Genomic DNA, 25,372 nt, shown 5'->3' with positions numbered 1-25,372 from the left:
CGACGAATGCTGCGAAACGCGCTCGCCTCGACCACAGCGATCGGGGCCGTCCTCGGCCTCTCGCTGATCGGGACGACGAGCGCGAGCGCATACCAACCGGTCCAGAGCAACCTCTACCAGGCGACGGCGACGGCCTCGTGCAACAAGAGCCCCTGCGTGCTCTACCCGAAGTCGACGCAGCTGCCGAGCGGCCGCCTGGTCGCCGGTTTCGAGGACGACGAGTCCCAGGTCGTCGGTCAGACCCTCCCGCTCTACAAGAGCGACGACTTCGGCACCTCCTGGCAGAAGCTCACCGACCTGAAGGCGCCGGCATACCTCAGCAGCGACCCCGCATACGCGAAGTACACCAGCAACTGGACCAACCCGTACTTCTACACGCTTCCGCAGGACCTGGGCGCGCTGAAGGCCGGGACCCTGCTGCTGGCGGATGTCGTCTCCGGTGACGACATCGCGCCGAACCCGAACGGCAACGGCAATCGCCAGGACGTCGCGATCGCGCTCTACTCGAGCACCGACCAAGGCGCGACCTGGAGCGTCGCCGGCATCATCGCGACAGGCCCGAACCAGGCGCAGGACCCGGTGTGGGAGCCCTACCTGATGATGTACCAGGGCAAGCTGGTCGCCTACTACTCCGACGAGAACGACTACCTGGGCTACGACGCCACCACCGGTGTCCCGATCATCGACCCCGCCAACGCCACGGCGGCCGACTCGGGCGGGCAGATCCTCGCGCACAAGACCTGGGACGGCGTCGGCGCGTGGAGCCAGCCGGTCGTGGACGTGTCCGGCCTGACCACCACCACCGGCGGAAAGACCGAGATCGGCGGCGGACGCCCCGGTATGACGAACATCGTGCCGACGACGGACGGCAAATGGATGCTGACCTACGAGTACTGGGGAGGCGGCGACAACATCCGCTACAAGATCGCGGACGACCCGCTGCGCTTCTTCGCGGACGGCAACGCCGCCGGCACCCCGATCTCGTCCCTCCCGGTGACCACCTCCGGCAAGCTCGCGCAGGGCGGCAGCCCCGTGCTGATCCGCCTGCCCGACGGACGCCTCGCCTATAACGCCGCCGGCAGCTCCGACGTCTGGGTGAACGCATCCGGCAGCAGCACCGGCGCGTGGAAGGAGTACAAGACTTCCGTCGCCGCGGGCTACAGCCGCGACCTGCAGTACGTGCAGGGCACCGGCCGCATCGAGATCCTTCAGGCGACCTGGGGCAACGGCAGCATCGGTCCCGTGCACTTCGGAGAGGTCGACCTCGGCAACTCCGACGGCGCGTACTACACGCTCGTCAACCGCAAGACGGGCCAGTCCCTCAGCACCGACGCGAACAAGACGCAGGACGCCAACTTCACCGGCGACGTGCCCGACCTGATCACCTGGGCCGACAACCCGGCGAACGACACCCAGCGCTGGCACGTCGTGCACAAGGGCTCCACCGTCACCCTGCTCAACAAGGCGGGAGGCCGCGCGGTCGGCATCTGGCAGGGCAGCGCGGTCGCGGGCGCGAAGCTCACCCAGTGGGTGGACGACGGCGGCACCGACAAGCTGTGGAACCTCATCCCCTCGACCGACGGCTACGTCAAGCTCCAGTCCGTGAAGAACACCGCGCTGTACGTCAGCGGTGCGACGGCCAACGGCTCGGCCACGGTCGCTGCGGCCGTCGCGGCAGGCGACCTCTCCGAGGACTGGAAGCTCGTCCAGCAGGCGCCGGTCGCAGCCGACCTCACCGCGGCGCGGCAGTCGACGGCGCTGGTCGGTGTCGGCACGGCGGTCCCCGGATCCACACTCGCGCTAGACGGTGCGACGGCGGACCCGGCGGGCGTCGCATCGCACGCGAACGTCTCCGGGCACGCCTACGCCGTCGCGGCCGGCGGCGCGGTGACCGACCTCGGCGTCGTCGCCTTCGGCGCGGACGAGAAGGGCTCGGTCGCCCTTCCCGCGTCCCTCGGCGTCGGCGCCGTCTCGATCGCCGTCGCGTTCGACGACTCCCCGTTGATCTGGGACGCCGTGACGATCGCCGACAAGGTGGCGCAGGCCATCGCGTTCGACGCGGTTCCCGATCACACGCTCGGCGACGCCGACTTCGCGGTCGCCGCGTCGTCCGACTCGGGTCTGACTGTCGCCTTGACCGCCTCCGGCCCGTGCACGGTCACCGGCTCGACCGTCCACGTGAACGGAGTCGGCACGTGCTCGATCACGGCGGCGCAAAGCGGCGACGACCAGCACACTGCGGCGGATCCGGTCACCCGCACGTTCTCCGTCGCGAAGGCCGCGCCCACGATCACCGCCCCCGCGGTGACCACCACCTGGGGCACCGCGGTGAAGCTCACGGTGACGGTCGCCTCCCCCGCGGCCGCCGCATCCGGAACGGTGACGGTGACCGAGGGCGCGACCGCACTCGGCTCGGCCACCCTGTCGGGTGGTTCGGCGACCATCGCCCTGCCCGCGGGGCTCGCCGGGGGAACCCACGCGCTGACCGTCGGCTACCAGGGGAACGACTCGCTCGCCGCCGCGAGCATCCCGACTACAGTGACCGTGACGCTCGCCAACGCGTGGAGCCCGACCGCCGTGTACGGCGCAGGCGACACCGTCAGCTTCAACGGACAGGTCTACACGGCGCTCTGGTACAGCAAGGGCGAGACTCCGGGCGCCTCCAACACCGGAGCCTGGCAGCAGATCGCCCTCACGACCGACGGCCAGACGCAATGGACCGCCTCCCGCGTCTTCGGCGCCGGCGACCAGGTGGTCTACCAGGGCGCCGTCTACCTGGCCACCTGGTACGCGCGCGGCGAGGTCCCGGGCAGCACGACCACCGGAGCCTGGCAGGAGATCGCGAAGACGGCCGACGGCACCGCCGTGTGGACGCCGTCCCGCATCTTCAACGCGGGTGACCGCGCCGTCTACAACGGCCAGGTCTACGTGGCGAAGTGGAACTCGCGCAACTTGCTTCCCACCACGATGAACGGAGCGTGGGCGGTCTCGAAGTAGCGCGAGGCGTCACCTGGTGGGCTGGCCAAGGTTGCCAGCTGTTCGAGCTGCCGGCTGAGCAGGTCGCCGCTACCTGCTCAGCCGGCTGTCACGCGGAAGCGCGAGGGCCCCACCGACCCGACCAACGCACGGTTGGCCGTATGGCCCGGTGAGAGCATCGTTCCCGAGTCAGCTTTCTGTCGCGTCGAGATCTTGAGGCGTACGGTAGACATCGACAAGCCGGCGCCGGGAGGATGTTCTCCCCATGTGGGCCACGGATAACGCCCAGCGATCGCAGGATGTTGAGCGACGGCCCACATAAGCCTGGCTAGAGAGAGTGTCATCGGGGCGCCATTGAGTCGCGAGGTCAGTGCCGAGGCGCCCAGACTGAGGTCGCCAGGGCCTGCGGCGGCGCATGGTTCTGGCAATGGCCCGTGGAGCGGCGCGCACAATCTAGCGCGCCTCGCCCCACGGGCGGACTTCAGACGTTGAGTCCGAAGCCTCCGGTCCAGCTGATCTTCTCGCCCACGGCGAGGGTGAGCTGCAGGAATCCCAGCGCCTCGAGCTCCCGTGCGCGCTTGAGGGACCCAGCATCGACCGCGCCGACTCCGCCGGCGATGATGATCTCGGAAAGGGAGGCCTTGGCGTCGGAGTCATCCCCGGCGATCAGAACTGTGGTCTGGCCCGCACCGACAGTCTTACTCGCCAGCGTTGCGGCGAACGTGGTGTTGAACGCCTTCAGAACCTTCGCGTCCGGAACCTTCGCAGCGATCAAAGCGGCCGCCGAGCTTTCGGCGGGCACGACCAGATCGTCGAAGGTCTCGAAATTCAGCGGGTTGGTGATGTCGACGACGATCTTTCCGGCGAGGGCCGGCCCGTGGGACGCGATGACCCCATCGACCTCGGGGTATGGGATGGCCAGCACGACGATATCGCCGTTAAGCGTGCCCTCTCCGCGGCCGATGTACTCCGCGGTGTTCCCGCCGGCTGCGACGATGCCGCCGATTGCCTTGGCCATGTTGCCGTTTCCGATGATGCTGACCGTCGTCATGTGAGGCGTCCTTCCGTTCGGAGCGTCGCGCTCCGATTTAGTTGATGGTTCAACCAAAATACGACCGTTTAGTTGAAGTGTCAACTAGATCGAGTACGATATATGCGTGGCTGAGACGACGGACCTTGGAGACCAGCAGAAGGATGCGTGGCTCGGGCTGGTTGCGCTTGTTCAACTGCTTCCTGGTGTCCTAGATTCACAGCTCAGCCGCGATTCCGCCCTCACTCACTTCGAATTCTTCGCACTTTCACGTCTTTCCGAGGCCCAGGAATTGCGCATGCGGATGAGCGCGCTCGCGGCTGCGACAAATTCCTCGCTCTCCAGACTCAGCCATGTCGTGAAACGCCTCGAGGCGCGCGAGCTCATCCGCAGGGAGGCCTGCGCGGAGGACGGACGCGCCATCAACGTGGTGCTCACCGAGATGGGTGCGGCGTACGTCACCAATGCTGCTCCAGGGCACCTGGCAACCGTGCGCTCAACAGTAATGGACGCTCTCACCGAAGAGCAGATCGCCCAGCTGGCAGAGATCTCGACCGCAGTTGTGAGAGCGATCGATCCGAATCACAAGGCGAGTGACGTCTGTGAAAGTGTCGTAGCCAGCCAGCGTTCGAGGGCCGCATCGGCCTAGGTTTTGTTTGTAGGTGAAGCTCGAGTTCTTCGAGCAATGGCCATGCGCTTAGCTGGACGGGCCCCACCTGGTCGAATCGAACAGTTGATTCGCGTGCGCTGCCGGCGCCTAGCTCGCCGAGCCGGCGCGCGATCTCCGCGAAGACGCTCTGCTTGGCCGCGGTTGTGCGTCCGCGCTGAGTGAAGATCAGGATCACGATCACCTGATCCGTGCGTTCAAAGCCGAGGCCAGCGTCCTCGGCGATGATTGCTCCGGCCCCGCGCGCGCCGACATCCTGGCCTCCTAGAACGCTACGCCGGGCCGGGGCCACCATCGGTGACCCCGGCCCGGCGTATTGTCGCGGAGGGTCAACCGCAGTCGACGGCTCCGTAGCTTGCCTGGTAGGTCGAGTACGCTCCTCCGAATCCGTCGGTCCAGGTGTACCCCGCGATGGTGGCGGTCCCTGCCGCGATCGAGCGCTGGCCCGAGTCGAACAGGTTGTATGCCGCGTTGCCGGCCGCCACGGCCGTGAACTTCTTGTCGCCCGCGGGCGTGGTCAGCCGGATGTCGGCGTTCAGGCCCGCGTTGTTCAGCGCGTAGACCGCGATATCGGCCGTGCCGTTGATGCACTGAGCCTTCGCATTCACAGCGAGGGCGACCGTCGTGCGCGCCGTGACGGGAGTGCCGGCGACGAACTTCGCCAGCGTCACGGTGTCGATATTGGGCGCGTAGGCGGTCGCGTTCCCCAGCGTGAGCGCTCCGGACGTCGTCGTGAGTGTCAACGGGACGGTCTTGTCCCAGAAGCTGACCCACGAGTAGTTGTGGCGCACGCTCGCCCGCACGCTCTGGCCGCCCGCCTCCGTCACGTCGATGAATCGACTGATCACCTGCGGGTTGTAGTTGATCGCCGAGGCCTTGTCCGCGTTTGTCGCACCGAGCACGAGCTGGTAGGCGCCCGGAGCGAATCCGGCCGGCCGCGGCACTGTCAGGGTGTTGCCCGCGCCGTTGCCGAGGTAGCCGACGTCCTTCACCACGCCCGACGCATCCGCCGAACCGTTCGAACCGGCTCCGACCGTCTGGACGACGGCGGTGCCGGACCGGGGGAGTGTCTCCGCCTCGGACCGCACGACGTTCGCCGTGTCCGCCTCCGCAGCCTTCTGCGCACTGCCGCGCAGGGTCGTCACGTCCTGGACGAGAGCGCCGTCCGCCGCCGTGACCGTCAGCTCATTGACACCCTGGGGGAGGTAGACGCGGGCGACGGACGCCCACGACCCGGCCCCGGTGGCGCCGGGGAGCGTGACAGCACGGCCGTTCACGGTCAGGCTCGGCGTGGATACCGCCGTGGTCGTGAAGCGGGTGGTGATGTCGTAGTAGCCGGTCTCGGCCGTGGCCTCGAAGAACGTGGCCGTGGCCGCCCCGCTGAGCGCCGCCGACCCGGCCGTCGGCTGTGCGTACGACAGCGTCGCACCGGAGCCGAGGCGTGCGTCGAGGGCCGGGTAGACCGCCTTCTCCCCGTCGGTCACGTCGTAGAGGTCGAACCGGTCGAGCGTGATGTCGGCGCCGGGGAGCACGGTCGAGCCGTCCTTGCTCGCGCGGATCGAGAGCGCGTGCGTGCCGGCCGTCAGTGCGACTGTGACGTCGGTGGTGCCGCGGTACGTCCAGGAGAGGTCGGCCGAGTACTTGATCAGCTGCGAGTAGGTCCCGTCGACGAACAGGGCGTGCTGACCGGGAGCGAGGTTCGCCCCGGCGAGCACCGAAAGCCGGTAGGTGCCGGTGCGCGGGACGGTGACGTTCCAGGTCGCTGACGAGCCGGCCTTGTTGAACGATCCGACATCCTTGCCGCCGGAGGCCATGAACGACCACTCGCGCGACGGGTCCTGGGTGTAGGCGGTCGCGTTGGCGAGAGTCGTGTTCTCGGCTTCGACGCTGCTGACGAGATCGGTCGCCACCGACTGACGCGCGGCGAGCGAGGGAGTGATCTCCACCTGGTAGGCCGAGTAGCGGTCGTTGTTCGGCACGGTCACCGAGATCGCGCCGTTCTTCACGGCGATGCGCGAGGACACGACGACCGGCGGCTGCAGCGAGGCACCTTCCGCCCCGTTGAGCCGGTCGGCCCGCACCGTCACGTCGACGGACGAGCCGAAGACGGACGTGTCGATGCCCTTCACGTTGACGGCGACGTCGTGGGTGCCGCCGCCCAGCAGGACGGTGGCCTTCTTGTTAGCGGGGTCGACCGCGCCGATCGCTTGCAGCGTGTCGGGGGTGTTCAGCTGCGGCGGGGTCACGGCGACGGTCGAGGAGCCCTGGAGGTCGCCGTACCACTTGAACATCCACCAACCGCCGTTGGCACCGTTGTTGCGGGAGGAGTTGTCGGAGAGGTTGCCCGCGTAGTTCCAGTAAGCGGTCTGCGCGTCCACCTTCTCGTCTTCGAACATCGACAGCCACTGCACGAGCTGGCCGGGAACGCCCATGTCGCGCAGCATGCCGAACTCGGTGGTGTTGACCGGGATGTCGGAGATGCCGAGGTTGGCGAGGATCTGCCGGTAGGCGGTCACGTTGCTGCGGAACGTGGCGAGGTTGTTGGTGCCCAGCTCGTGCCAGATGAAGACATCCGGGAGCTCGTCGTGGGCCTTGGCGTAGGTGAGGAGGTCGGTGCTGCGGTCCGCGTGCCACGACGAGTCGCCCGGTCCGCCGATCTTGGCGTGACCGAGGCCGTGTGTCTGATACACGGCCTCGATGGTGTTGTACGCCGCCGTCCAGTCGGCGAGGAACTGAGTCTTCTGGGTCGACCAGTTCGGGTACCAGTTGCCGGCATCGGGCTCGTTGAACGGGATGAAGATGTAGTCCTCCGGGTGGGTGGACTGTGTCGCCACCTTCTCGACGGCGGCGCGGAGGATCGGCAGGTAGTCCCACTCGCCGTCGTTGTTCGCGTCGCCGGGGCGCTTTCCGCCGTTGTACGCCCAGTCGGGGTACTCGTCCTGCACGTAGACGTACAGGTCCTTCCCGCCGGACGCGAAGAAGTTCTTCTCGACATCGAGGGCGTCGCCGTTCGGATGCTGCGCCCCCTGGGGCGGCTTCTGCGACGTATTGGTGATGCGGGCGCCATCCAGCACGGCCTGGCTGGGGACGCCGTCATCGCCGAGTCCGTAGAGCGTGCCGGTCGATCCGCCGCGGAACGCGCCCGTGGTGTGCGAGAGGTCGACGCCCAGGGTGTCGGTGGTCGTCGCAGCTGCGGCGGGTGCCGCCGCGATCGCTCCGAGGGTGACGCAGAGCGCTGCCACCATCGTCGTGGAGAGGCCGGCCAGGGCGAATCGTCGCCTGGTCTGTGATTGGTCGTCGAGCAATCCAGTACTCCTTCGTACGCGTGTGATCGGCCGCACCGCCCGAACGGTGATGCTTGAAACCGCTATCATGATAGCGTTATCGTAATCGAGCGCAAGGGGGCATCCTTCCCCGGACGACTCCACGTGATACCGATTTCAAAATTGACTTGCGCTCAAACCTGAAACCGTTATCATGAATCCGTCGACACCGACACCGACACCGACCACCACCATCCGCGAAGAAGAGGACCGATGAGCGATCGCCTGCACTGGGGGAACGACACCCTGACGATCGACATCGAGTGGACGGCGGAGTCCGCTCCCCGCATCGCCGCCGTCGCCGCCGGTGCGGTCAGACTCGACATGCCTGCCGGGCTCCCTCTCGTCGACATCCTCACGGTCTGTCATGGACACGCTCTCGCGAGCGACCGGCTCGTGCACACGTCGATCGGCCACGAGCTGCGCTACGCGGGGCACTCCGAGCGGGTCGATGGCGGGCGACGGGTGCTCAGCGTCGAAGCGACCCACGAGACCACGGGACTCCACGCCAGCCTGGACCTCATCCTGAACGACGGAAGCGCTGTCGTCCGGGCCGAAGCGACCGTGACCAACCGAGGTCGCGACGCGGTCGTGCTGCGCAGCATCCCCTCGCTCGCCCTCTACCTCGGCGGCGACCCGACGGCGGACATCCGCGACTGGTCGGTGCACCACGCGCTCAGCGACTGGCTGGGGGAGGGGCGATGGATCACGGAGCCGCTGAACGGCGTCCGGTTCCCCCGCCTCGAACAGCACCTGACGAACCACAACCCCCGCGGCGAGTTCTCCGTCGTCTCGAACGGCACGTGGTCGACGGGCAAGCACCTCCCGGTCGCGGCGGTGTCGTCCTCCCGGCTGGGCGCCGCCTGGGCGTGGCAGATCGAGCACAACGGTGCGTGGCGCTGGGAGATCGGCGAGGACACCGCGAGCGGCTACCTGGCGCTGTCCGGCCCGACCGACATCGACCACCAATGGGTGGAGGTGCTGGAGCCGGGCGACACCTTCGTCACCGTCCCGGTCGCCGTCACGCTCGCCGCCGACCCCACCGCGGCCTTCGCCGAGCTCACCGCCTACCGACGGCTCACCCGGAGACCGCACCCGGACAACGCGGCGATGCCGGTCGTGTTCAACGACTACATGAACACGCTCAACGGCGACCCGACCACCGAGAAGCTCCTGCCGCTCATCGACGCGGCGGCCGCGGCAGGCTCCGAGATCTTCTGCATCGACGCAGGCTGGTATGACGACAGCGGCGACTGGTGGGACACCGTCGGCGAGTGGCGGCCGTCCGTGACACGGTTCCCCGGCGGTCTGAGCGAGGTCGTCGACGCCATCACGCGTGCGGGAATGGTCCCGGGGCTCTGGCTGGAGCCGGAGGTCATCGGCGTCAAAAGCCCGATGGCCGCTGTGCTCCCCGACGCGGCCTTTCTGAAGCGCAACGGCAAGCGCGTCGTCGAGCACGGCCGTTACCACCTCGACCTGCGTCACCCCGCAGCGCGCGGTCACCTCGACAGTGTCGTCGACCGGCTCGTGGCCGATTTCGGAATCGGCTTCTTCAAGCTCGACTACAACATCGATCCTGGGCCAGGCACTGACCTCGACGCGGACAGCGTCGGAGCGGGACTGCTCGCCCACAACCGGGCGCATCTCGACTGGATCGACGGCGTGCTCGACCGGCACCCCAGACTGGTGCTCGAGAACTGCGGATCCGGCGCCATGCGGTCCGACTTCGCGCTGCTCTCCCGGATGCAGATGCAGTCCACCTCGGACCAGCAGGATTTCTTGAAATACCCGCCGATCGCCGCAGCGGCCCCGGCGGCCATCTTGCCCGAGCAAGCGGCGAGCTGGGCCTACCCCCAGCCGGAGATGTCGCAGGAGGAAGTGGCGTTCTGCCTCGCCACCGGCCTGCTCGGACGGTTCTACGTCTCCGGCTACCTCAACCGGATGGATGAGAACCAGCTCGGGCTGGTGCGGGAGGCCGTCGCGACGGCCAAGCGCATCGCACCCGAGATCGCGCAGGCGACCCCCGCGTGGCCGCTCGGCCTCCCGACGTGGGAAGGACCGTGGACCGCACTCGCGCTCGCGGCGCCGACCGCACATCTCGTCACCGTCTGGAACCGGGACCCGGAGTCCGACGGCGCTGTGCTCGACCTGGGCCGGCTCGCCGGCGCCGATGTGCGCATCACCACCATCTTCCCGAGTGCCAACCCCGAGTGGCCCGTCCACTGGGACTCGGAAGCCGGAACCCTCAGCGTCACCAACCCGACCGGCGAGGTCGGGGCGCGCGTGTTCCGAGTCGAGGCCGTCGATCGACGGCCCTGACACCCCCTGCACCACGAACCCAGTAGCGTCTATGGTCGCTACGTCACACAAGGAGAGCAGTTCAATGAAGATCGCTTGGAAAGGCGCCGCCGTCGTCGCGGCAGCCGCAGCGCTCATCCTCACCGGATGCAGCGACCCCGGTGCCGGTGGAGACACCAGCACGACGGTCAGCTGGCCGGCACAGGACACGAAGCTCGACGGCGTGAACCTCACCATCTGGGCCGCGCAGAACTCGAACAAGACCGCCGACAGCGTCATCTCGGGTTTCGAGAAGCTGACCGGCGCGAAGGTCAAGGTCGTCACCATCCCCGACCCGTACGAGCAGGGCGTTCAGACCAAGGTCGCGACCGGTGACAAGCCGGACCTCGCGTTCTGGCAGCCGACCGCCTCCCAGCTCACCGCCCTGAACGCCAAGCAGAACCTGCAGTCGCTCGAGGGAGCACCGTGGGTGAAGAACTACACCGGCAACCTCGCCGACATGACGGGCATCCTGGACAAGACGCGGTACGCCGCGCTGGTCACGACTCCCGCCGTCATCGGCGTGTACTACAACAAAGAGGTCTTCGCCGCCAACGGTGTCACCTCCACGCCGAAGAACTGGGACGAGTTCATCACTCTGGCCCAGCAGCTGAAGACGAAGGGCGTCGACCCGTTCTACGAGATGGGTGGCGACAAGTGGGCGACCCAGTGGTGGGTGCAGGCTCAGCTCGCCGACGCCGCCAAGGACGGGCTCTGGGACAAGGTGAACGCCAACCAGGAGAAGTTCACCGACCCGACCATCCAGGACACGATCAACACCTACCAGAAGCTCATCCAGGATGGGCTGTTCAACTCCGACATCAAGACGGCCACCTTCGTCGACCAGGGCAACGCCCTCCTCGGCGGCAAGGCCGCGATGGCGATGCAGGTCAACTCGTTCTTCGGCGAGCTGCAGGCGACCTCCAACACCGACGAGCTGAACAAGAAGATCGGGTTCTTCCCGATCTCGCCGAAGGGCAACGTCGGCACCTACATCCCGGACCAGTCGAACGCGCTGGTCGCCTTCAAGACCGGTGACAGCAAGAAGGAAGCCGCTGCGCGTCAGTTCCTCTCCTACTGGCTCGGTGACGGCTACAAGGACTTCGTGACGTCCGCCTCCACGGTCTCCCTCATCAAGGGCGTCGACACCCCGGCCGATGTTCCGACCGCGCTGAAGGATGTCGCCGCCTCGCTCGACAGCTCCGTCGGCTCGATGCAGGCCCTCGCCGTGGCGAACCCGGACCTGTTCCTCAACCTCGCCGACATGATCCAGGGCACCAAGACCCCGGTGCAGGTTGCGCAGGCCACCCAGGACCAGTTCGCCCAGCTGGCGAAAGCCCAGGGAGTGAAGGGCTTCTAGCTCTTCGGCGGTGGGCGGCGGCCGAATCGCCGCCGCCCACCGCAGCACAGAAAGGCAAACCCGATGACTGCACAGCTCACCCGCGCGGCCGCCCCCGCGGCGCGCCCGAGAGTGAAGCCCGAGCGACCGCCCCGGCAACGCCGTCGCCAGGATCACCCGGCCTGGTTCCTCGTGCCGGCGCTCGTGGTCCTGGTCGTGTTCTTCTTCGTGCCGACGATCTTCAACTTCGTCTACGCGTTCACGAACTGGTCGAGCTTCCACAGCGACATTGCGTTCGTCGGGTTCGACAACTTCGCCGATCTCTTCACCAACGGAAGCCTGCTCAACGACCTGCGGATCACGCTGGTCTACGCCGTGCTCGTCGCGATCTTCCAGAACCTGTTCGGGCTGATCCTGGCGCTCATCCTGGAACGCGACACGCGCATCAACAGGTTCGCCCGTGTCGCCTTCTTTGTGCCGGTAGTCATGTCCGCCCTGGCCGTCGGCTACATCTTCCAGGCCATGCTGAAGCCCGAAGGCGCGCTCAATCAGATCCTCGGGTTCTTCACTGGCCAGCACATCACGATCGCGTGGCTCGGCAGCACTACCTGGACCATCCTCGTCGTGGCCCTCATCCACGCCTGGAAATGGATGGGCCTCTCGATGCTCATCTACCTCGCCGGGCTCAAGACGATCAACGAGGACATCCTCGAAGCGGCGCGCCTCGACGGTGCCAACTGGTGGACGACCTTCCGGACCATCCGATTCCCTCTCCTGGCGCCCGCCGTCACCTTCAACGTCGCCACCGCGCTGCTCGGCTCGATGAACGGCTTCGACATCGTGCAGGCGACGACGGGCGGTGGCCCCGGTGGCACGACTGAGCTGCTCAACATCTTCATCTTCCGCACCTTCGGGCAGGGTCTGTTCGCGCAGGCGACCACGATGAGCCTGACCTTGTTCCTGATGGTCACGATCCTGGCCTTCCCCGTCATCTACTTCCTGCGCAAGAGGGAGGACGTCCTGTGAGTTCCATCACTGCATCGCGCCGACGCCGCAAGACTCTGACCCCGGCTCGCGTCATCCAGCCGATCGTCGCCATCCTCCTGGTGGTGTTCCTCCTCGGCGTGCCGTTCTGGCTCGTCGTCGTGACCGCCGGCAAGGATCAGGCCGAAGCGCTCAATCCGAGCCTCGCCCTGCCGAGCCATTGGCAGTTGTTCGAGAACTTCGCCACGGTCTTCGACCAGGGCCGGATGCTGCCCGCCTTCTTTGGCAGTCTCCTGATCATGGTCCCCTCGGTGTTCGGTGTCCTCCTCCTCGGGGCGATGGCATCGTGGATCCTCGGCCGTCGTAGAAGCAAGCCGATCGCCTTCGTCTACGCGCTCGGGATCAGCGGCATCGTCCTGCCGCCGGCCGTCGTCACGATCGTCCTCCTGCTCCGTCAGCTGGGCCTGGCCGGGACGGCCACGGGCATGATTGGGGTGTACATGGGGATGTACCTCTCCACGGTGATCTTCTTTGTCACCGGGTTCGTTCGGACCATCCCGGTCGAGCTGGAGGAGGCGGCACGCGTCGACGGCGCCGGCCCGCTCCGGGTGTTCTTCCGCGTCATTCTGCCGCTGCTCGGACCGACGCTTGCGACGGCGACTATCCTGATCTGCCTCTACATCTGGAACGACGTCTTCTACGCGCTGTTCGTCGTGGGAGGCCGTCTCGACACCTTGCCGCTGAACCTGTACCAGGTCGCGAGCTCCGGCCTCTACCTCCAGAACTGGCACCTGATCTTCGCGTACATCATCCTCATGAGCCTGCCGCTGCTCATCACGTTCGCCGTGATGCAGCGAAAGATCATCTCTGGCATCACCAGTGGTGCAGTGAAATGACGTGTCCAGAAAGCGTGTCGCTATGCTGAGGACGATGTCCAGCACAGCGCCGAAGCCTCCCGTTATCGGGGACGTCGCGCGCGAAGCCGGGGTGTCGGTGCCGACGGTCTCCCGAGTGCTCACGGGAGCGGCTAAGGTCTCGGACGAGAAGCGTCAGCGCGTGCTCGACGCGATCGAGAAGCTCGACTTCCGCCCGTCGGTCACTGCCCGTGCCCTGGTCGCCCGGCAGCCGCGACTGATCGCGGTGCTGGCGGGAAACACCTCGCAGTACGGTTATGCCGAGACCATCCGCGGCATCGAAGAGAGCGCCAGGGCCGCCGGGTTCACGGTGACGATCACTGTTGTGGAGTCCGCAGACGAAGAGGCGGTCGATCGTGCCGTCTCCCTCGTGCTGAACCAGCCCATCGCCGGCATCGTCGTGCTGAAGTTCGACCCGCCCGGTGTGGCCGCGCTGCACCGGGTGCCGAAGTCGATCCCCACCGTCTCGATCTCAGGGGTGCGCGAGACCGGTGTACCGCAAGCCGTGCTCAACGAAGCGGACGCGGCGCAAGAACTCGTCGACTACCTCCTCGACCTCGGGCACGAGACCGTGCACCACGTCCGGGTTCCCCCTTCGCGGAAAGAAGATGGCCGCACCACCGGGTGGCGCCGGGCGCTCAAGCTGCGCGGCGCCGTGGCCCCGGAGCCGCTCGACGCGAGCTGGGAGCCGGAATCCGGCCGCGAAATCGGCCTCCGGCTCGCCGAGAACGCCGGGGTCACCGCGGTCTTCTGCGGAAACGACGAGATCGCCATGGGGGTGATCCGGGGCCTGACGGAACGAGGCCGTGCGGTGCCCGCCGATGTGAGTGTCGTCGGCTTCGACGACCACCCCCTCGCTCGCATGTGGACGCCTCCGCTCACCACGGTCGATCAGGATTTCGCCGGGCTCGGTTCACGCGCGTACGGGCTCCTGGAGGGATTGATGGCGGGCCGGGCCGTGCGGAAATTCTCCTCGGAGCGCCCGTCGATCGTGATCCGGGACAGCGCAGCGCCTCCTCGATCACGGAAATAGCCGGCAGCCGGCTCAGCGGTCGACGAGCGTGAACTCGAACGAGTGGACGTCCGGGCAATAGCAGTCCGGGCCAACTCGCCGCCCGCTGGCCTCCGCGACCAACGTTGCGACGAGCCGGGCAGACGGCGTGGCTCCCGGAGCGGGCGCCGTCGCTGTCGGGGCAGTACCGTCGACGGGTCCGGCCGCACGTGGAGCGCGGAAACCGCCTGGGCCACGATCGGGTCAACGCTCGCGTCCGTCCCGATCTCGATCACGACCTTCGGGCGGCCCGAGAAGGGATCCGATCACCTGGCCCGCGATGCCGCCTAAAACGTCGTCCGACCGGCTGCGCCCCTCTCGGCGTATCTCGCCGGATATGCGGCCGGATGCGCGCAGCGAACCGGCGTCGACTCGTCTTCCGCGGCCGACATTCTGGAGCGGGCGCGTCTGCTGACGGTCGCCACGTCGTCTGTGGCGGCCGCAGGACGGTGAGGTTTCGAACAGGCCGGCGCCTCGCTTCGCTAGCTGCCCGTCGCCTGTTCCTCACCAGACTTCGAGTGTTCGGCCTTGGGATAATTGCCGCTTCTCTGGGTCGAGCTGCGCACCATCGGCCCGCTTCCGTCTCGCTCGGCTCCGACGTAGGTTCCCACGAAACCCGCCTCAGGGCCGGCACCGGATTCCTCGCTGTACTGGCCGTGGACCTTACGGGACTCAGCCGTCTGAGGCTCTGCTTGCGTGTAGCGGCCTTCCAGATCGTCGCGCTCACTCATCGTGACCGCCTCCTTAGTTGCGATACCGCAATTATCCCACGTACTCGCTCGATCGAGCAGAAACCGTGCGCGTTCCCGCGGCCTTTCCCACGCGTGGGCGCGCCCTCGAACACGCTGACGCCGATGTCAGTCAGGGGCGTGGCGGGGTGCGGTTCTCAGCCCGGCAGGCGGTGTGCCGTGTGCGCTTCGAAGTGCTGTCGAATCTGGACACATTCTGGACACAATCGAGTTCGCCTGAAAGCGACCGTGCTCAGTCGGGTACCTGAAGATATGGCGGATTCCCGCGGTTTTTCCAGAACGGCAAGGGGCTCGCGTCGGGTCGATACGAGCACACGGCTCATACTGAGTCCGAAAGAAAGATTTGGTCGTAGCACCGGATCGCGAGGCGGAGTCTGATCAAGCCCGACTGCCGGGCGAAAGAACGTGCACTAGCTCCGAAAAGTCCACGGTACTAGTTTGGTCGAAGCGGCGGTCAAGTACGGTGCGGATGCCCAAAGGTGGCATGTCGGGCGTCTCGTAGAAGTGGCGGATCAGGAAATCCACGAACACCCACGGCGTGACCGGGGCGGAGACCGGGATCCGGCAATGAGGGTACTGGCCCAAGGTAAGGTGCGCGGGAGGATGTCGCAATCCCGTTGCAACGTCCGATCGAACATCGAAGTCGAACCGAAGCGGCACCGCAACGCCCTGGACGCCGACCACATCAGCGTAAAGATGCTCCCGCATGTAAAAGTCCGGGTCGTTCTGAAACTCCACAAAATGCGGCGACGGCAAGAAGACCAACCGGTGCCGCACGAGTCGCCGCCCCTCCCACTCGTATGCCATGTGGACCAATGCCTTGTCCGCCATGACGAAGTTGAATGCCCGGTCGCCAACTTGTTCGGTGTAGAGCTTGTCGTACGAATCCGCGCGAATCACATTGCTCGACGGCGGGTTGGGAGTGGTGACTTTCGTCATGTTGCCGGAGTTCCTCAGAACGGGCAGCTCTTGGTCGTCAACCAACCCCGACTTCACCAGGTCGAGCGTAAGAGTCCGGATGCCGTCTCGGACTTCGCTCGGCGTTGGCTCACGGCTCGTCATTGATACGCAATCGCGCGATTAGCTCTGCCCGGAGGTCCGCATCAAGATCCTCGGGGAAGATTCGGGCCTGCTCTAGGTCTGCCAACAGCTCTTGGACCGAACGCTTCCTCTCCCTGATTGTGTCGGCAAGCTCCGGAGAAACATCGCGATGCAACATCGTCAGTTTTTCACGTTCGGCGGCTGTCGGATATCTGAAATGGAGGCTGAAGCGATTCGCCTTCGCCGCCTCGAACTCGGCGACGAGCTTGTCCATTTCTGGTCCGACCCCCACTACACGCACCCAGGCTTTGCTGCGGGTTATTGCCGTGAAGAGTCGGTTGCGAATCGTGGATAGGTTGTATTGAGCGTCCACGCCCTCCTGCGCGTTAACCACGTAAACCATGCCGGCTTCGTTGCCCTTCGCGCGATAAATGCCCGTGAAGGTTACAGAATCGGTGTCGTTATTGAAAAACACATCAGCTGATGTGTCGACCCCAGCGAGATGGTTAGGAATGCCCTTCTCGAGGAGCGCGCCGCGAATGGGCGCTAGGTTGGCGCGAGCAGTGATGCCGTTCGGATTCACGACGACTATGTCGTCGTGCCGAAGCTCATCCTCCTCGAGGTTCACGCGCACCTGCTCGGCTACCCAAGCGTTTTGCTCGTCGGCGGTCTTGAACGACTTGAACTGAATCAAGTCCTCGAGGGCGGAGTGCTCCTCTAGAAACCGTGGGCTCGACTGCGCTGTGCGGGCCAAGACTACGTCGACGTTCTCTTCGAGCGGCCCCTGAACAACCTTGTAACCGATGTCCTGCCAGAGATTTGCATGCTCGAATAACTGAACAAGACCCGTCTCCTGACCGCGAGGCGGTTGGCGGTAGATGCCGAACCCCAGTGCGTGGGCAGTTACCAATACCGGTCCCGAGTTGCGATAACACTTCTCGAGCACTATGTCTCGGCGGGCGCCCTCTGCACTTTCGAATTCAACTACGGGCGAGCCATCGACGTGCCGTCCGAATATTTCTTCAGGGGATGGAAGCCCTCGCCCGTTGAGGTTCTGAAGTTCGTCATACGCGTAAACGAGGCGCTTAGGCTGCTTCAACATCAAGTAGCACATGCGCAAGAAGTCAGCCGGCAGATCCTGAGCCTCGTCCACGAGGATCGCATCATATGCTTCGGTCACTGACTCGGCGTCTCTCAGGGCGACTCGGCACACTCCAGGAAAAGCACCGGAAGATCCCCATAGTCGTGAGGCTTCGCCGTAGTTGTAGTAGTCGACCCCGCTCAACTCGCAAAATTCAGAATAGATTCCTCCCCTCGATGGGTCAGACCCTCCCCAAGCGTTCAGTATGCGAAGTCGCGACCAATCGGGCTCTTCGCCGGTCGAGTCGAAGCAGAAGGTCGTGATCAGCCGACGAAACTGCTCCTTCAGTGAACGAGTGTTGAACGTTACTGCGATAGTCCAATCAGGATACTTCGTGTGGAGGAAGGCCGCTTTGAGCGCTAGAACCACCGTCTTACCGCTGCCGGCGAGGCCCCTGATTCTCTGCACGCCGTCAATCCCTTCGACGACGGCTCTACTCTGCAACGTGTCAAGAGTGGCAATCGATGCCTCGAGCCCTTGCAATTTGGCGCCGCGAGAGTCTGACTTTTGAGGTGCTCTGGTGGTGCGGTTGCGTTTCATCGAGATGATGTTCTGCACGGCGGAGAGCAGCTGCTCAAAAATGAGAGCTTGGTCGGCGTTGGTGGGAAGCTGCCCAATCTCGGCTAGAAGTTGGTCCTCGGTCGCTGCTACTGGGTAATCCTCCGTCGTCAAGCGATCGGCGAGATCCTCGGTGGCCCCGGGCGCGAACGTTATGACGTTCAGCTTCGGCAGGAATTCCTTTCGCCTTGTTAGTTCCCGATGTATTGAGAGTCGGGCGCGCAGAACTCTAACCAGTTCGTCCTGCCGCTCCTCGAAGTCACCGAGATCATTCCCCTCCACCAGGTCGAAGGCGAGAACGCCGATCTCAGGAGATATGAGTAACCCGTCCACCGCGAAAGCGCTCTCGTCACCGGCAATCACCGGATATCCCGTAGTGAATTCCCCGTTGATACCCGCTGTCGCGCGGACGACGCGTACTAATTCCGCTGCGGCTACCGGCTTCTCGGCTGACCCCTCAATGATGGTGACGCTCACGCTACGCATGCTAACGGAGACCGCGTCGTGTCTCCGGTCAAACCCAGAGCGCACCAGTAAATCCCATCGCCAGGCCGTGTGATTGCAACTCATCACTCGATGTGAGCATGCAATCGCGCTTCCGTTCGGCCGTGTGCAGCACCGCTCGAGAAGAAGTAAGTGGCTGCGGAGGCCCGGCTCGTTCGTGAGTGACTAAGGCTAGGCGTTGGATTGTCACCGGCCGCCCGTATTCTGTTCGAGTGAGCCAAGAGACAGAAGAGGCCCTGACTGCCGCCCGTGATCAGTTACTGGAAGCTGAGACTGCTGTCGCTTTGCAAGAGCAGGAAGTCCTCGACAGAATCGCCGAACACTTGCCAAGCAAGGCCGACGGAGTCGCCAAGCGCATTGCACACGAGCAACCGGACCTAACCCGTTCCGTTGCTGCGGAGGATATCGAGTGGCCGATAAGTGAGGATCGGTACTCCCGCGTGGAGCCGCGTCATGTGCACTCCGCCCTCTTCAAGTGGTTCTATAAGAAGGCCGACGAGTTGTTGGTGCCCCTGAAGAACGTGGGGTTTCGGGTGGGGCAGACGCTTCCTCAGGAGTTCTACCAGGATGCATGGTTCATCGAGCTATCGGCGTCGCTCGACGCGGTTGGGAAAGCGCGCCGTTCGGTCACCGCTGCACAGACGGCGGATGATAAGGCGGCGGTAGAAGACCTCTGGGGTTGAGGGCTAGGACCTCACTGACGCTGATTTAGGCGGGTGTGTGTACCCGCGTGGCCTCCGGAGAGGCGCGCTGTCCGGGTTGAGTCCCTCCACCTCCGCGCTTCGGCCGACGGCGTCGCGTACCGCCATACCCTCGGCACCCCGCACTTACCCCGCACATTGAAGCGTATTCAGCGCAACTCTATGACGGCCATTGCTATCGGATCGCCCGGAAAATCAACCCGCGCTAGTCCTACTCAGGTGTAAGTCATCCACTGGAACCTAATCGTGGTGTCGCGGGTTCGAGTCCCGCTCCCGCTACAAGACCCCCGGAATCTCAAGGTTCCGGCGGCTTTTCGTTTCTTCGAGAGACGCGGCCCCGCATAGACCTCCCCGCATTCACTTCGCTCGTAGGACCGTGCCGAGGGACTGGCCAGCCAGCATCGCCTGCCTTCGGACGAGTTTGTCACCCACAGGTTCAGCTGACTGACGCATATGAGGTGTCCGGGAACTCAGCTAGACATGATGCTCTCGTGGTTCTGATCCAGGCGAGGGGATCCTCGCAGTGAGGGCGGGACCGCCAGGCAGCGCTGAGCACGAGATGAACGATGATCACCGAGGGTTCTGCCCGAAGACCGCCGGTGACATTGTCGACTCGTCCGGGCGATCGTAACGGGCTCCGAGCGGGTTGGGTGGGAGCAGCGTCATGATCAGGATCACCAGCCCTCCGAGGCTCGGAATGAGCAGGAGCAGCAGGAACAGGCCGCTCAGATCGGCATCGTGAAGGCGCCGTGCAGCGAGCGCGAGCCCGGGGATCACCGTCGCCAGCCACCAGCCGACGAGCAGCAACACCCCGAATGCGACGCCGGGGCCCGGTGTGAAGCTCCCCTCCGCGTCCACGGACGAGCCGATCAGCGTACCGATCCAGACGGTCGCAAAGAGGGTGAGCACGATGACAGCGTCGGCGAGGGCCCACCACCAGTACTCGCTGCGGCTCGCCCTGCCATCGAAGCGTGCGTACTTCTTCCAGTACCGCACGAACGCCTCGCCGAACGGGGCACCGTAGTGCGGCGCCCAGAGTGGGACCCACTGCGAGACCTGTGGCTCGGACGCGATCATGGCTGACCTCCTCGACCGCCGCTGGATGGTTGCTCGATGTGAGCCTACGTCCGCATGACCTCGCGCAGTCAGGACCAATGGCCTACGACCGCGGATTGGGTCGGGCACCGTTCGAGAAGCCCTACGGCGGGGGACTTTCGGCCCGGGCGGCCGATCGGCTGCGGCCGTAGCCTTTCGGCGTCACATCTGTGGGAGGAGATAATCATGTCTACAAAACCGACGACGGTCGCCGTGGCCACCTACGCTTCACGGGACGCTGCGGTGGAGGACTATGAAGTGATTCGAGGTGCCAAGCATCAGGGCGAGCTCGATCATCTCGCCATCGCCGTGATCGCAAAGGATGAGGACGGCAGACTAGTCGTGGATCGCCACGACTCGACCGCCAAGCACCTCGCGTGGGGCGGAGCCATTGTGGGCGCCTCCCTTCTCGTGCTGGTCCCACCGCTCGGAATCACCACGCTCGCTGCCGGTGCTGCCGGTGCGGGAGCGCTCACGAGTGCGGGCGCGCTCGCCGGAGCCGGCGGTCTCATCGGGCACTTCTATCGCAATGTCCCCAAGGACACAGTCGAGGAGATGGGGGCAACGCTGTCGTCAGGGCAGGCCGGCCTCTTGATCATCGCCGTCGACCCGAAGGGGCTGGACATCGGCGCTCTTCTCACGAACGCGGAGAAGAAGATCGTCAAGACTGGCGTCACAGACGAGAAGGACGCCGAGAACGACGCGCTCGAGTCCGCTTTCGAGCAGATGAACGACACGAGCGCGGCGGAAGCGCCGAAGGTGTCGGCATGAGACACCCGCCCTATCGATGCCCCGGAGATCCCGGGCGTCGATAGGAGACCGGGCGAGTGTCACCGTCATGTCCGTTTGGAGGGTCCTGCCGCACACCCGGCAAGACCCTCCTCGCCATGACGGTGACTATGTGTCTGATCTTCACGGGCGCTCGGTGTGCGCGTCCGGGCCGGGGACGACGATCGTGGTGCGCTCGTCGTCCCACTTGACCATGTAGGGAGGCTGACCGTCTTGCCCGTGGACCTCCAAAGCGGGCCGACCCGGGACGGCTCGTCGATATGTCGGGCCGCGACCACAAGGTATGTGAAGAGGGCAAACCACCAGAACTCCGGCCGTCCCGCGACGCCCCTGGAGGTCGCATACTTCCCGGAAGTTCACGGCGGTCGCTTCGAAGAACGATGTGATCGGCTTCCCTTCTGCATCGATTCGACGGTAGGCCGGGCGCGGCCGTCGTTGCGGGGTGAAAGTCCCGCGGGGGCGGTGGGATGAGAAGCAGGCCGTCACTTCGGCCGGGTCATAAGGGAGGTCGATGCATCCACCCGCAACTGATCGGACCCTTTTTCCTGCGGTCGCCCGCCCCGGAGGCCCAAAGTCCCGCAGTTCTGCGTAGCAGGCAAGGATGATGGATCCGACGCGTGGAGACGAGCGGAGGTGCGCGATGTCGCGTGAGAGGAACGCCCGGATCGTGCAGAGTGCAGGCCCATGGGGGTTCGTGTTCCTGCTGGCCTACATCGGGGCGGCGATCTACTTCGTCTCGGTCTCGGACGGGTCATTCTGGGGCGTGGTCCTCGGGCTGCTGCAGGCGCTCGTGTGGCCGGTGTATGTCACCCACCACGTGTTGGTGCTGCTCGGCGCCTGAGAGGTGGAGCCGTTCCACCGCCTTCTTGGTGGCGACGGGCTCGCCGTCGCCGGTGAGGGTGACGACGCCGCGCGGGTCAGTCCCGCGGCTCGCGGGGCAGGTCAGGGCCGGAGGGCGGAAGCTCAGACGGCTCCTCGACGGGTTCGAGGGTCTCGGCGTTCACCGCCCGCTGGCCGGGCGGCAGATTGGAAAGGTCGGGCGCGATGACGGTCGCCGGGATGCGCGAGTCCGGGAGCCCGAACACGGCCTCGGTTCCTTCAGGGGAGAGGACCAGATCGTCGGAGCGTCGGGGGAGGGTCCGTCCCTGGAAGAAGTCAGGACGGATCAGGCGCCACACGACCAGGAGCACCACGCCGACCAGCAGGCCGCCGACTCCCACGACCGCCTCCGCGCCGATGCCGAAGATGGTGACGTTCTTGCCGTTCGCGTCCGTGAGCCAGTCGGGCTGCGAGAAGTTGTAGACACCGTAGACGAAGACCGCCAGGAGCATCAGCCCGCCCGCCAGCGGGAACAGCCCGCGCATGATCGCGTGGCGGAAGCTGGTGAAGATGGTGTGCCGGTAGAACCAGACGCACGCGAATCCGGTGAGCCCGTAGTAGAAGGCGATCATCAGCCCGATCGAGCCGATCAGGGCGTTGAGCAGGCTCACACTGATCGCCGTGAAGACCAGATAGAACAACGCGGACACCAGACCCATCCCGATCGTGGACCAGGTGGGAGTGAGGAACCGGGGGTGGATGCGCGCGAACCTCTCCGGGATCGCCTTGTACACGGCCATCGACAGCGCGGTCCGAGCGGTCGGGAGGATCGTGGTCTGCGTGGACGCGGAGGCCGAGGTCAGAATCGAGAAGCCGAGCAGCGTCATCAGGATCGTGCCGACCGGGCCGCCGCCGAACAGCGTCGGACCGATCGCCGAGAAGACGTCCGAGGAATTGTCGGGGTTGCTCAGACCGATGCCCTTCGTCCCGACCCCGGCGAACGCGACGGCCGCGACCGTGACGATGGCGTAGGTGGCGAGGAGCAGCAGTGTGGAGATGATGGCCGCGCGCCCTGGTGTCTTTCCGGGGTCGCGCGTCTCCTCGTTCACGGAGACCGCGGTGTCCCAGCCCCAATAGATGAAGATCGCCGTCAGCAATGCGGGCGCGATCGTCTGGCCGAAGTCGAGGGTGAAGGGGTTGAACCATGACCATTGCGGGATCAGCGAATACGGCTCCGCATTCCCGGTGTAGACCTTCACCAGTGCGAATGCGGCGAAGAAGATGAGGATGACGACCTCGAAGCCGAGCAGGACATACTGCACCCGGGCGGAGACTTCGATGCCGCGGTAGCAGATCCAGGTCATCACCGCGATCCATACGAGGCCGGCGATCGTGACGGCGACGTCGTTGTTCGCCAACGCTGCGACGCCGGGCAGCCCGAAACCGCCGATGAAGGTGTACGAGTATTGCCCCGCGATCTGCGCCAGGTTCGCCATGACGATGACGTCAGCGACGATGATGCCCCAGCCGCCCATCCATCCGGTGATCGGTCCGAACGCGCGCGTGGCCCACGTGAAGGTCGTGCCGCAGTCGGGCTCCGCCTTGTTCAGCTCCTGATACGCCACCGCGATGAGGTACATCGGGACGAAGGCCAGCAGCACGATTCCTGGTGCCTTGACACCTGCGGCGAGAGTGCCGCCGACCACGATGAATCCCAGGCTGGCCGCCAGGCTGTACGCCGGTGCCGTCGACGCCACACCCACGACGACGCTGGAGAGCAGGCCCAGCGCGCCACCCTTGAGACCCTTGTCCTGCGACCTGTCCGAACTCGTCGATGCGCCGCTCATTCGACCTCCGCTCGTCGGCGCAGGATCACCCGCGCTCGCGACATCGTCGCACCTCCTCCGCATGGCTGGGCGGGACTAAAGGCCTTCCTCGTGCCCGGAGGCATTGCAGCTGATCCTCGGGAGTTCTCGGGGAGAATGACGGTGTGGGTGCCGAGCGGGTGGATGTGGTTGTCGTTGGTGCGGGTGTCGCCGGCCTCGCCGCGGCGGAGATGCTCGGCTCCGCCGGCTGGAGTGTCTGCGTTCTCGAGGCGCGGGACCGCATCGGCGGGCGCGTGTGGACGGACCGACGGTACGGGACCGCCCTCGACCTCGGCGCGTCGTGGATCCACGGCATCCATGACAACCCCGTGTGGGATGCGGTTCAGCGGCACGGCATCGTCACGCGCGAGTTCACCGTCGGGAGCTATCAGCCCGGGGGACGACCGATCGCCTACTTCTCGCCGGAGGGCGCGCGGCTGACCACGGAGGAGGTGGACGACTTCGTCGCCGACGTTTCGACGGCGTCTGGCCGGCTGGAGCGTGTGATCGCGGACCTGGGCACGGGTATCCCGTACGCGACTGCGGTCGACCGGGCCCTGGCGGCGCTGTCGTGGCCGCGGGAACGCGAGCAGCGGGTGCGGGAGTTCCTGGGGCATCGAGCCGAGGAACAGTATGGTGTCCCGGCGGAGGACCTGGACGCGCACGGGCTGGATGATGACGCCATTGCAGGCGACGAGGTGGTGTTCCCGGACGGCTACGACCAGTTCACCCGAGCGCTCGCCGGAGGGCTCGACATCCGGCTCGGCCGTGCCGTGTCGCGTATCTCTTGGTCGGATCGGGGAGCGGAGGTGACGACCTCTGATTCGGTGGTGTCGGCAAGTCATGTCGTCGTCACCGCTCCCGTCGGTGTGTTGAAGTCCGGCGAGATTGTGTTCGACCCGCCGCTTCCCGATCCGGTCGCGAGCGCGATCGGCCGGCTGGAGATGAACCGCTTCGAGAAAGTGGTACTCCGTTTCCCGCGAAGGTTCTGGCCTGGTGGGGTGTACGCCGTCCGGCGGCAGGGTCAAGCGGCGCACTGGTGGCACTCCTGGTACGACATCACCGGTCCCGACGGGACGCCGACCCTGCTGACGTTCGCCGCAGCGGAATGCGCGGAACAGACTGCTCTCTGGTCCGAGGATCAGGTCGTGGCGTCGGTGATGGCCGCGCTTCGCCAGCTCTTCGGGGTCGCGGTGCCGGATCCGTCCGGCAGCGTGGTGACGCGCTGGCAGCTGGACCCGTATTCGCGCGGCTCGTACGCGTACCTGCCCGTGGGTGCGCGGCGGCGCGACCACGAGGACCTCGCCCAGCCGGTCGGAGGCGGCGTGCTGCACATCGCCGGCGAGGCGACCTGGATGGACGACCCCGCGACCGTCACCGCGGCCTTCGAGTCGGGGCGCCGTGCCGCGTCGCGCATCCTGAGCGATGGGGCGAGGACCGGTCGATCCGCCTGACGAATTCGAGCGCGTCTCTGACACCCTCCTGACCG

General features: G+C 65.8%; 19 protein-coding genes and 2 pseudogenes. 12 read left to right on the top strand and 9 right to left on the bottom strand.

Features of this window, described 5'->3' with window-relative positions; genetic code table 11:
* Positions 1–6 precede the first annotated feature (6 nt).
* Positions 7–2,997, top strand: coding sequence for an RICIN domain-containing protein (locus P3F85_RS14145; protein WP_374008481.1), 2,991 nt, complete (start codon positions 7–9; stop codon positions 2,995–2,997).
* Between the two features lie 460 nt (positions 2,998–3,457).
* Here P3F85_RS14145 and P3F85_RS14140 read toward each other — a convergent pair whose 3' ends face one another.
* Positions 3,458–4,027: an NADPH-dependent F420 reductase gene (locus P3F85_RS14140; RefSeq protein WP_374008479.1), complete on the bottom strand. Its 570-nt coding sequence runs from the start codon at positions 4,025–4,027 to the stop codon at positions 3,458–3,460.
* Positions 4,028–4,133: 106 nt separating this feature from the next.
* Here P3F85_RS14140 and P3F85_RS14135 point away from each other — a divergent pair, with 106 nt between their 5' ends.
* On the top strand, positions 4,134–4,655 hold the full coding sequence (locus P3F85_RS14135) for a MarR family winged helix-turn-helix transcriptional regulator (RefSeq protein ID WP_374008477.1): 522 nt from the start codon (positions 4,134–4,136) through the stop codon (positions 4,653–4,655).
* Between the two features lie 172 nt (positions 4,656–4,827).
* Here P3F85_RS14135 and P3F85_RS14130 read toward each other — a convergent pair.
* A pseudogene (locus P3F85_RS14130) lies at positions 4,828–4,968 on the bottom strand (hypothetical protein); the annotation flags it as partial.
* Between the two features lie 34 nt (positions 4,969–5,002).
* Positions 5,003–7,978 carry a CBM35 domain-containing protein gene (locus P3F85_RS14125; protein ID WP_374008475.1) on the bottom strand — a complete coding sequence of 992 codons (2,976 nt, stop codon included), beginning with the start codon at positions 7,976–7,978 and terminating at the stop codon, positions 5,003–5,005.
* A gap of 231 nt (positions 7,979–8,209) precedes the next feature.
* Between P3F85_RS14125 and P3F85_RS14120 the strand changes: the two genes are divergently transcribed.
* From P3F85_RS14120 to P3F85_RS14095, 6 genes and pseudogenes are all read left to right on the top strand, one after another.
* A complete protein-coding gene (locus P3F85_RS14120) occupies positions 8,210–10,315 on the top strand; it encodes a glycoside hydrolase family 36 protein (protein ID WP_374008473.1) in 2,106 nt (701 codons plus the stop codon).
* A 64-nt stretch (positions 10,316–10,379) separates the two neighbouring features.
* Complete coding sequence (locus tag P3F85_RS14115; protein WP_374008471.1) at positions 10,380–11,693, top strand: ABC transporter substrate-binding protein; 1,314 nt, start codon at positions 10,380–10,382, stop codon at positions 11,691–11,693.
* A 63-nt stretch (positions 11,694–11,756) separates the two neighbouring features.
* Positions 11,757–12,698, top strand: a complete 942-nt coding sequence (locus P3F85_RS14110) for a carbohydrate ABC transporter permease (protein ID WP_374008469.1) — start codon at positions 11,757–11,759, stop codon at positions 12,696–12,698.
* Positions 12,695–13,552, top strand: a complete 858-nt coding sequence (locus tag P3F85_RS14105; RefSeq protein ID WP_374008468.1) for a carbohydrate ABC transporter permease — start codon at positions 12,695–12,697, stop codon at positions 13,550–13,552. The genes P3F85_RS14110 and P3F85_RS14105 overlap by 4 nt, the downstream gene beginning before the upstream one ends.
* 34 nt (positions 13,553–13,586) lie before the next feature.
* Positions 13,587–14,603, top strand: coding sequence for a LacI family DNA-binding transcriptional regulator (locus P3F85_RS14100; protein ID WP_374008466.1), 1,017 nt, complete (start codon positions 13,587–13,589; stop codon positions 14,601–14,603).
* Positions 14,604–14,966: 363 nt separating this feature from the next.
* Positions 14,967–15,074 (top strand): annotated as a pseudogene (locus P3F85_RS14095) (hypothetical protein); the annotation flags it as partial.
* 29 nt (positions 15,075–15,103) lie between these two features.
* Here P3F85_RS14095 and P3F85_RS14090 read toward each other — a convergent pair.
* The 3 genes from P3F85_RS14090 to P3F85_RS14080 all read right to left on the bottom strand — a co-directional run bounded on the left by P3F85_RS14090 (position 15,104) and on the right by P3F85_RS14080 (position 18,587).
* Complete coding sequence (locus tag P3F85_RS14090; RefSeq protein WP_374008465.1) at positions 15,104–15,352, bottom strand: hypothetical protein; 249 nt, start codon at positions 15,350–15,352, stop codon at positions 15,104–15,106.
* 396 nt (positions 15,353–15,748) lie between these two features.
* Positions 15,749–16,366, bottom strand: coding sequence for a DUF2290 domain-containing protein (locus tag P3F85_RS14085; protein WP_374008463.1), 618 nt, complete (start codon positions 16,364–16,366; stop codon positions 15,749–15,751).
* A gap of 52 nt (positions 16,367–16,418) precedes the next feature.
* Positions 16,419–18,587: a DEAD/DEAH box helicase gene (locus tag P3F85_RS14080; protein WP_374008462.1), complete on the bottom strand. Its 2,169-nt coding sequence runs from the start codon at positions 18,585–18,587 to the stop codon at positions 16,419–16,421.
* A 239-nt stretch (positions 18,588–18,826) separates the two neighbouring features.
* On the opposite strand from P3F85_RS14080, the gene P3F85_RS14075 reads away from it, so the two are divergent.
* Positions 18,827–19,297, top strand: coding sequence for a hypothetical protein (locus P3F85_RS14075; RefSeq protein ID WP_374008460.1), 471 nt, complete (start codon positions 18,827–18,829; stop codon positions 19,295–19,297).
* 588 nt (positions 19,298–19,885) lie between these two features.
* Here P3F85_RS14075 and P3F85_RS14070 read toward each other — a convergent pair.
* A complete protein-coding gene (locus tag P3F85_RS14070; protein WP_374008458.1) occupies positions 19,886–20,392 on the bottom strand; it encodes a DUF805 domain-containing protein in 507 nt (168 codons plus the stop codon).
* Between the two features lie 204 nt (positions 20,393–20,596).
* Between P3F85_RS14070 and P3F85_RS14065 the strand changes: the two genes are divergently transcribed.
* Complete coding sequence (locus tag P3F85_RS14065) at positions 20,597–21,181, top strand: hypothetical protein (RefSeq protein WP_374008456.1); 585 nt, start codon at positions 20,597–20,599, stop codon at positions 21,179–21,181.
* A 141-nt stretch (positions 21,182–21,322) separates the two neighbouring features.
* On the opposite strand, the gene P3F85_RS14060 is transcribed toward P3F85_RS14065, so the two are convergent.
* Positions 21,323–21,394 carry a hypothetical protein gene (locus P3F85_RS14060; protein ID WP_374010945.1) on the bottom strand — a complete coding sequence of 24 codons (72 nt, stop codon included), beginning with the start codon at positions 21,392–21,394 and terminating at the stop codon, positions 21,323–21,325.
* 445 nt (positions 21,395–21,839) lie between these two features.
* Between P3F85_RS14060 and P3F85_RS14055 the strand changes: the two genes are divergently transcribed.
* Positions 21,840–22,040, top strand: coding sequence for a hypothetical protein (locus P3F85_RS14055; RefSeq protein ID WP_374008454.1), 201 nt, complete (start codon positions 21,840–21,842; stop codon positions 22,038–22,040).
* A 76-nt stretch (positions 22,041–22,116) separates the two neighbouring features.
* Here P3F85_RS14055 and P3F85_RS14050 read toward each other — a convergent pair whose 3' ends face one another.
* Positions 22,117–23,865 carry an APC family permease gene (locus P3F85_RS14050; RefSeq protein ID WP_374008452.1) on the bottom strand — a complete coding sequence of 583 codons (1,749 nt, stop codon included), beginning with the start codon at positions 23,863–23,865 and terminating at the stop codon, positions 22,117–22,119.
* Positions 23,866–24,008: 143 nt separating this feature from the next.
* Between P3F85_RS14050 and P3F85_RS14045 the strand changes: the two genes are divergently transcribed.
* A complete protein-coding gene (locus P3F85_RS14045) occupies positions 24,009–25,337 on the top strand; it encodes a flavin monoamine oxidase family protein (protein ID WP_374008450.1) in 1,329 nt (442 codons plus the stop codon).
* Positions 25,338–25,372 lie beyond the last annotated feature (35 nt).

This window comes from Leifsonia sp. T36S-04, from assembly GCF_042465655.1.
In the GTDB taxonomy this organism is placed as follows: domain Bacteria; phylum Actinomycetota; class Actinomycetes; order Actinomycetales; family Microbacteriaceae; genus Leifsonia.
Note: the sequence above shows the minus strand (reverse complement) of the source record. Positions and strands in the feature narration are given on the sequence as shown.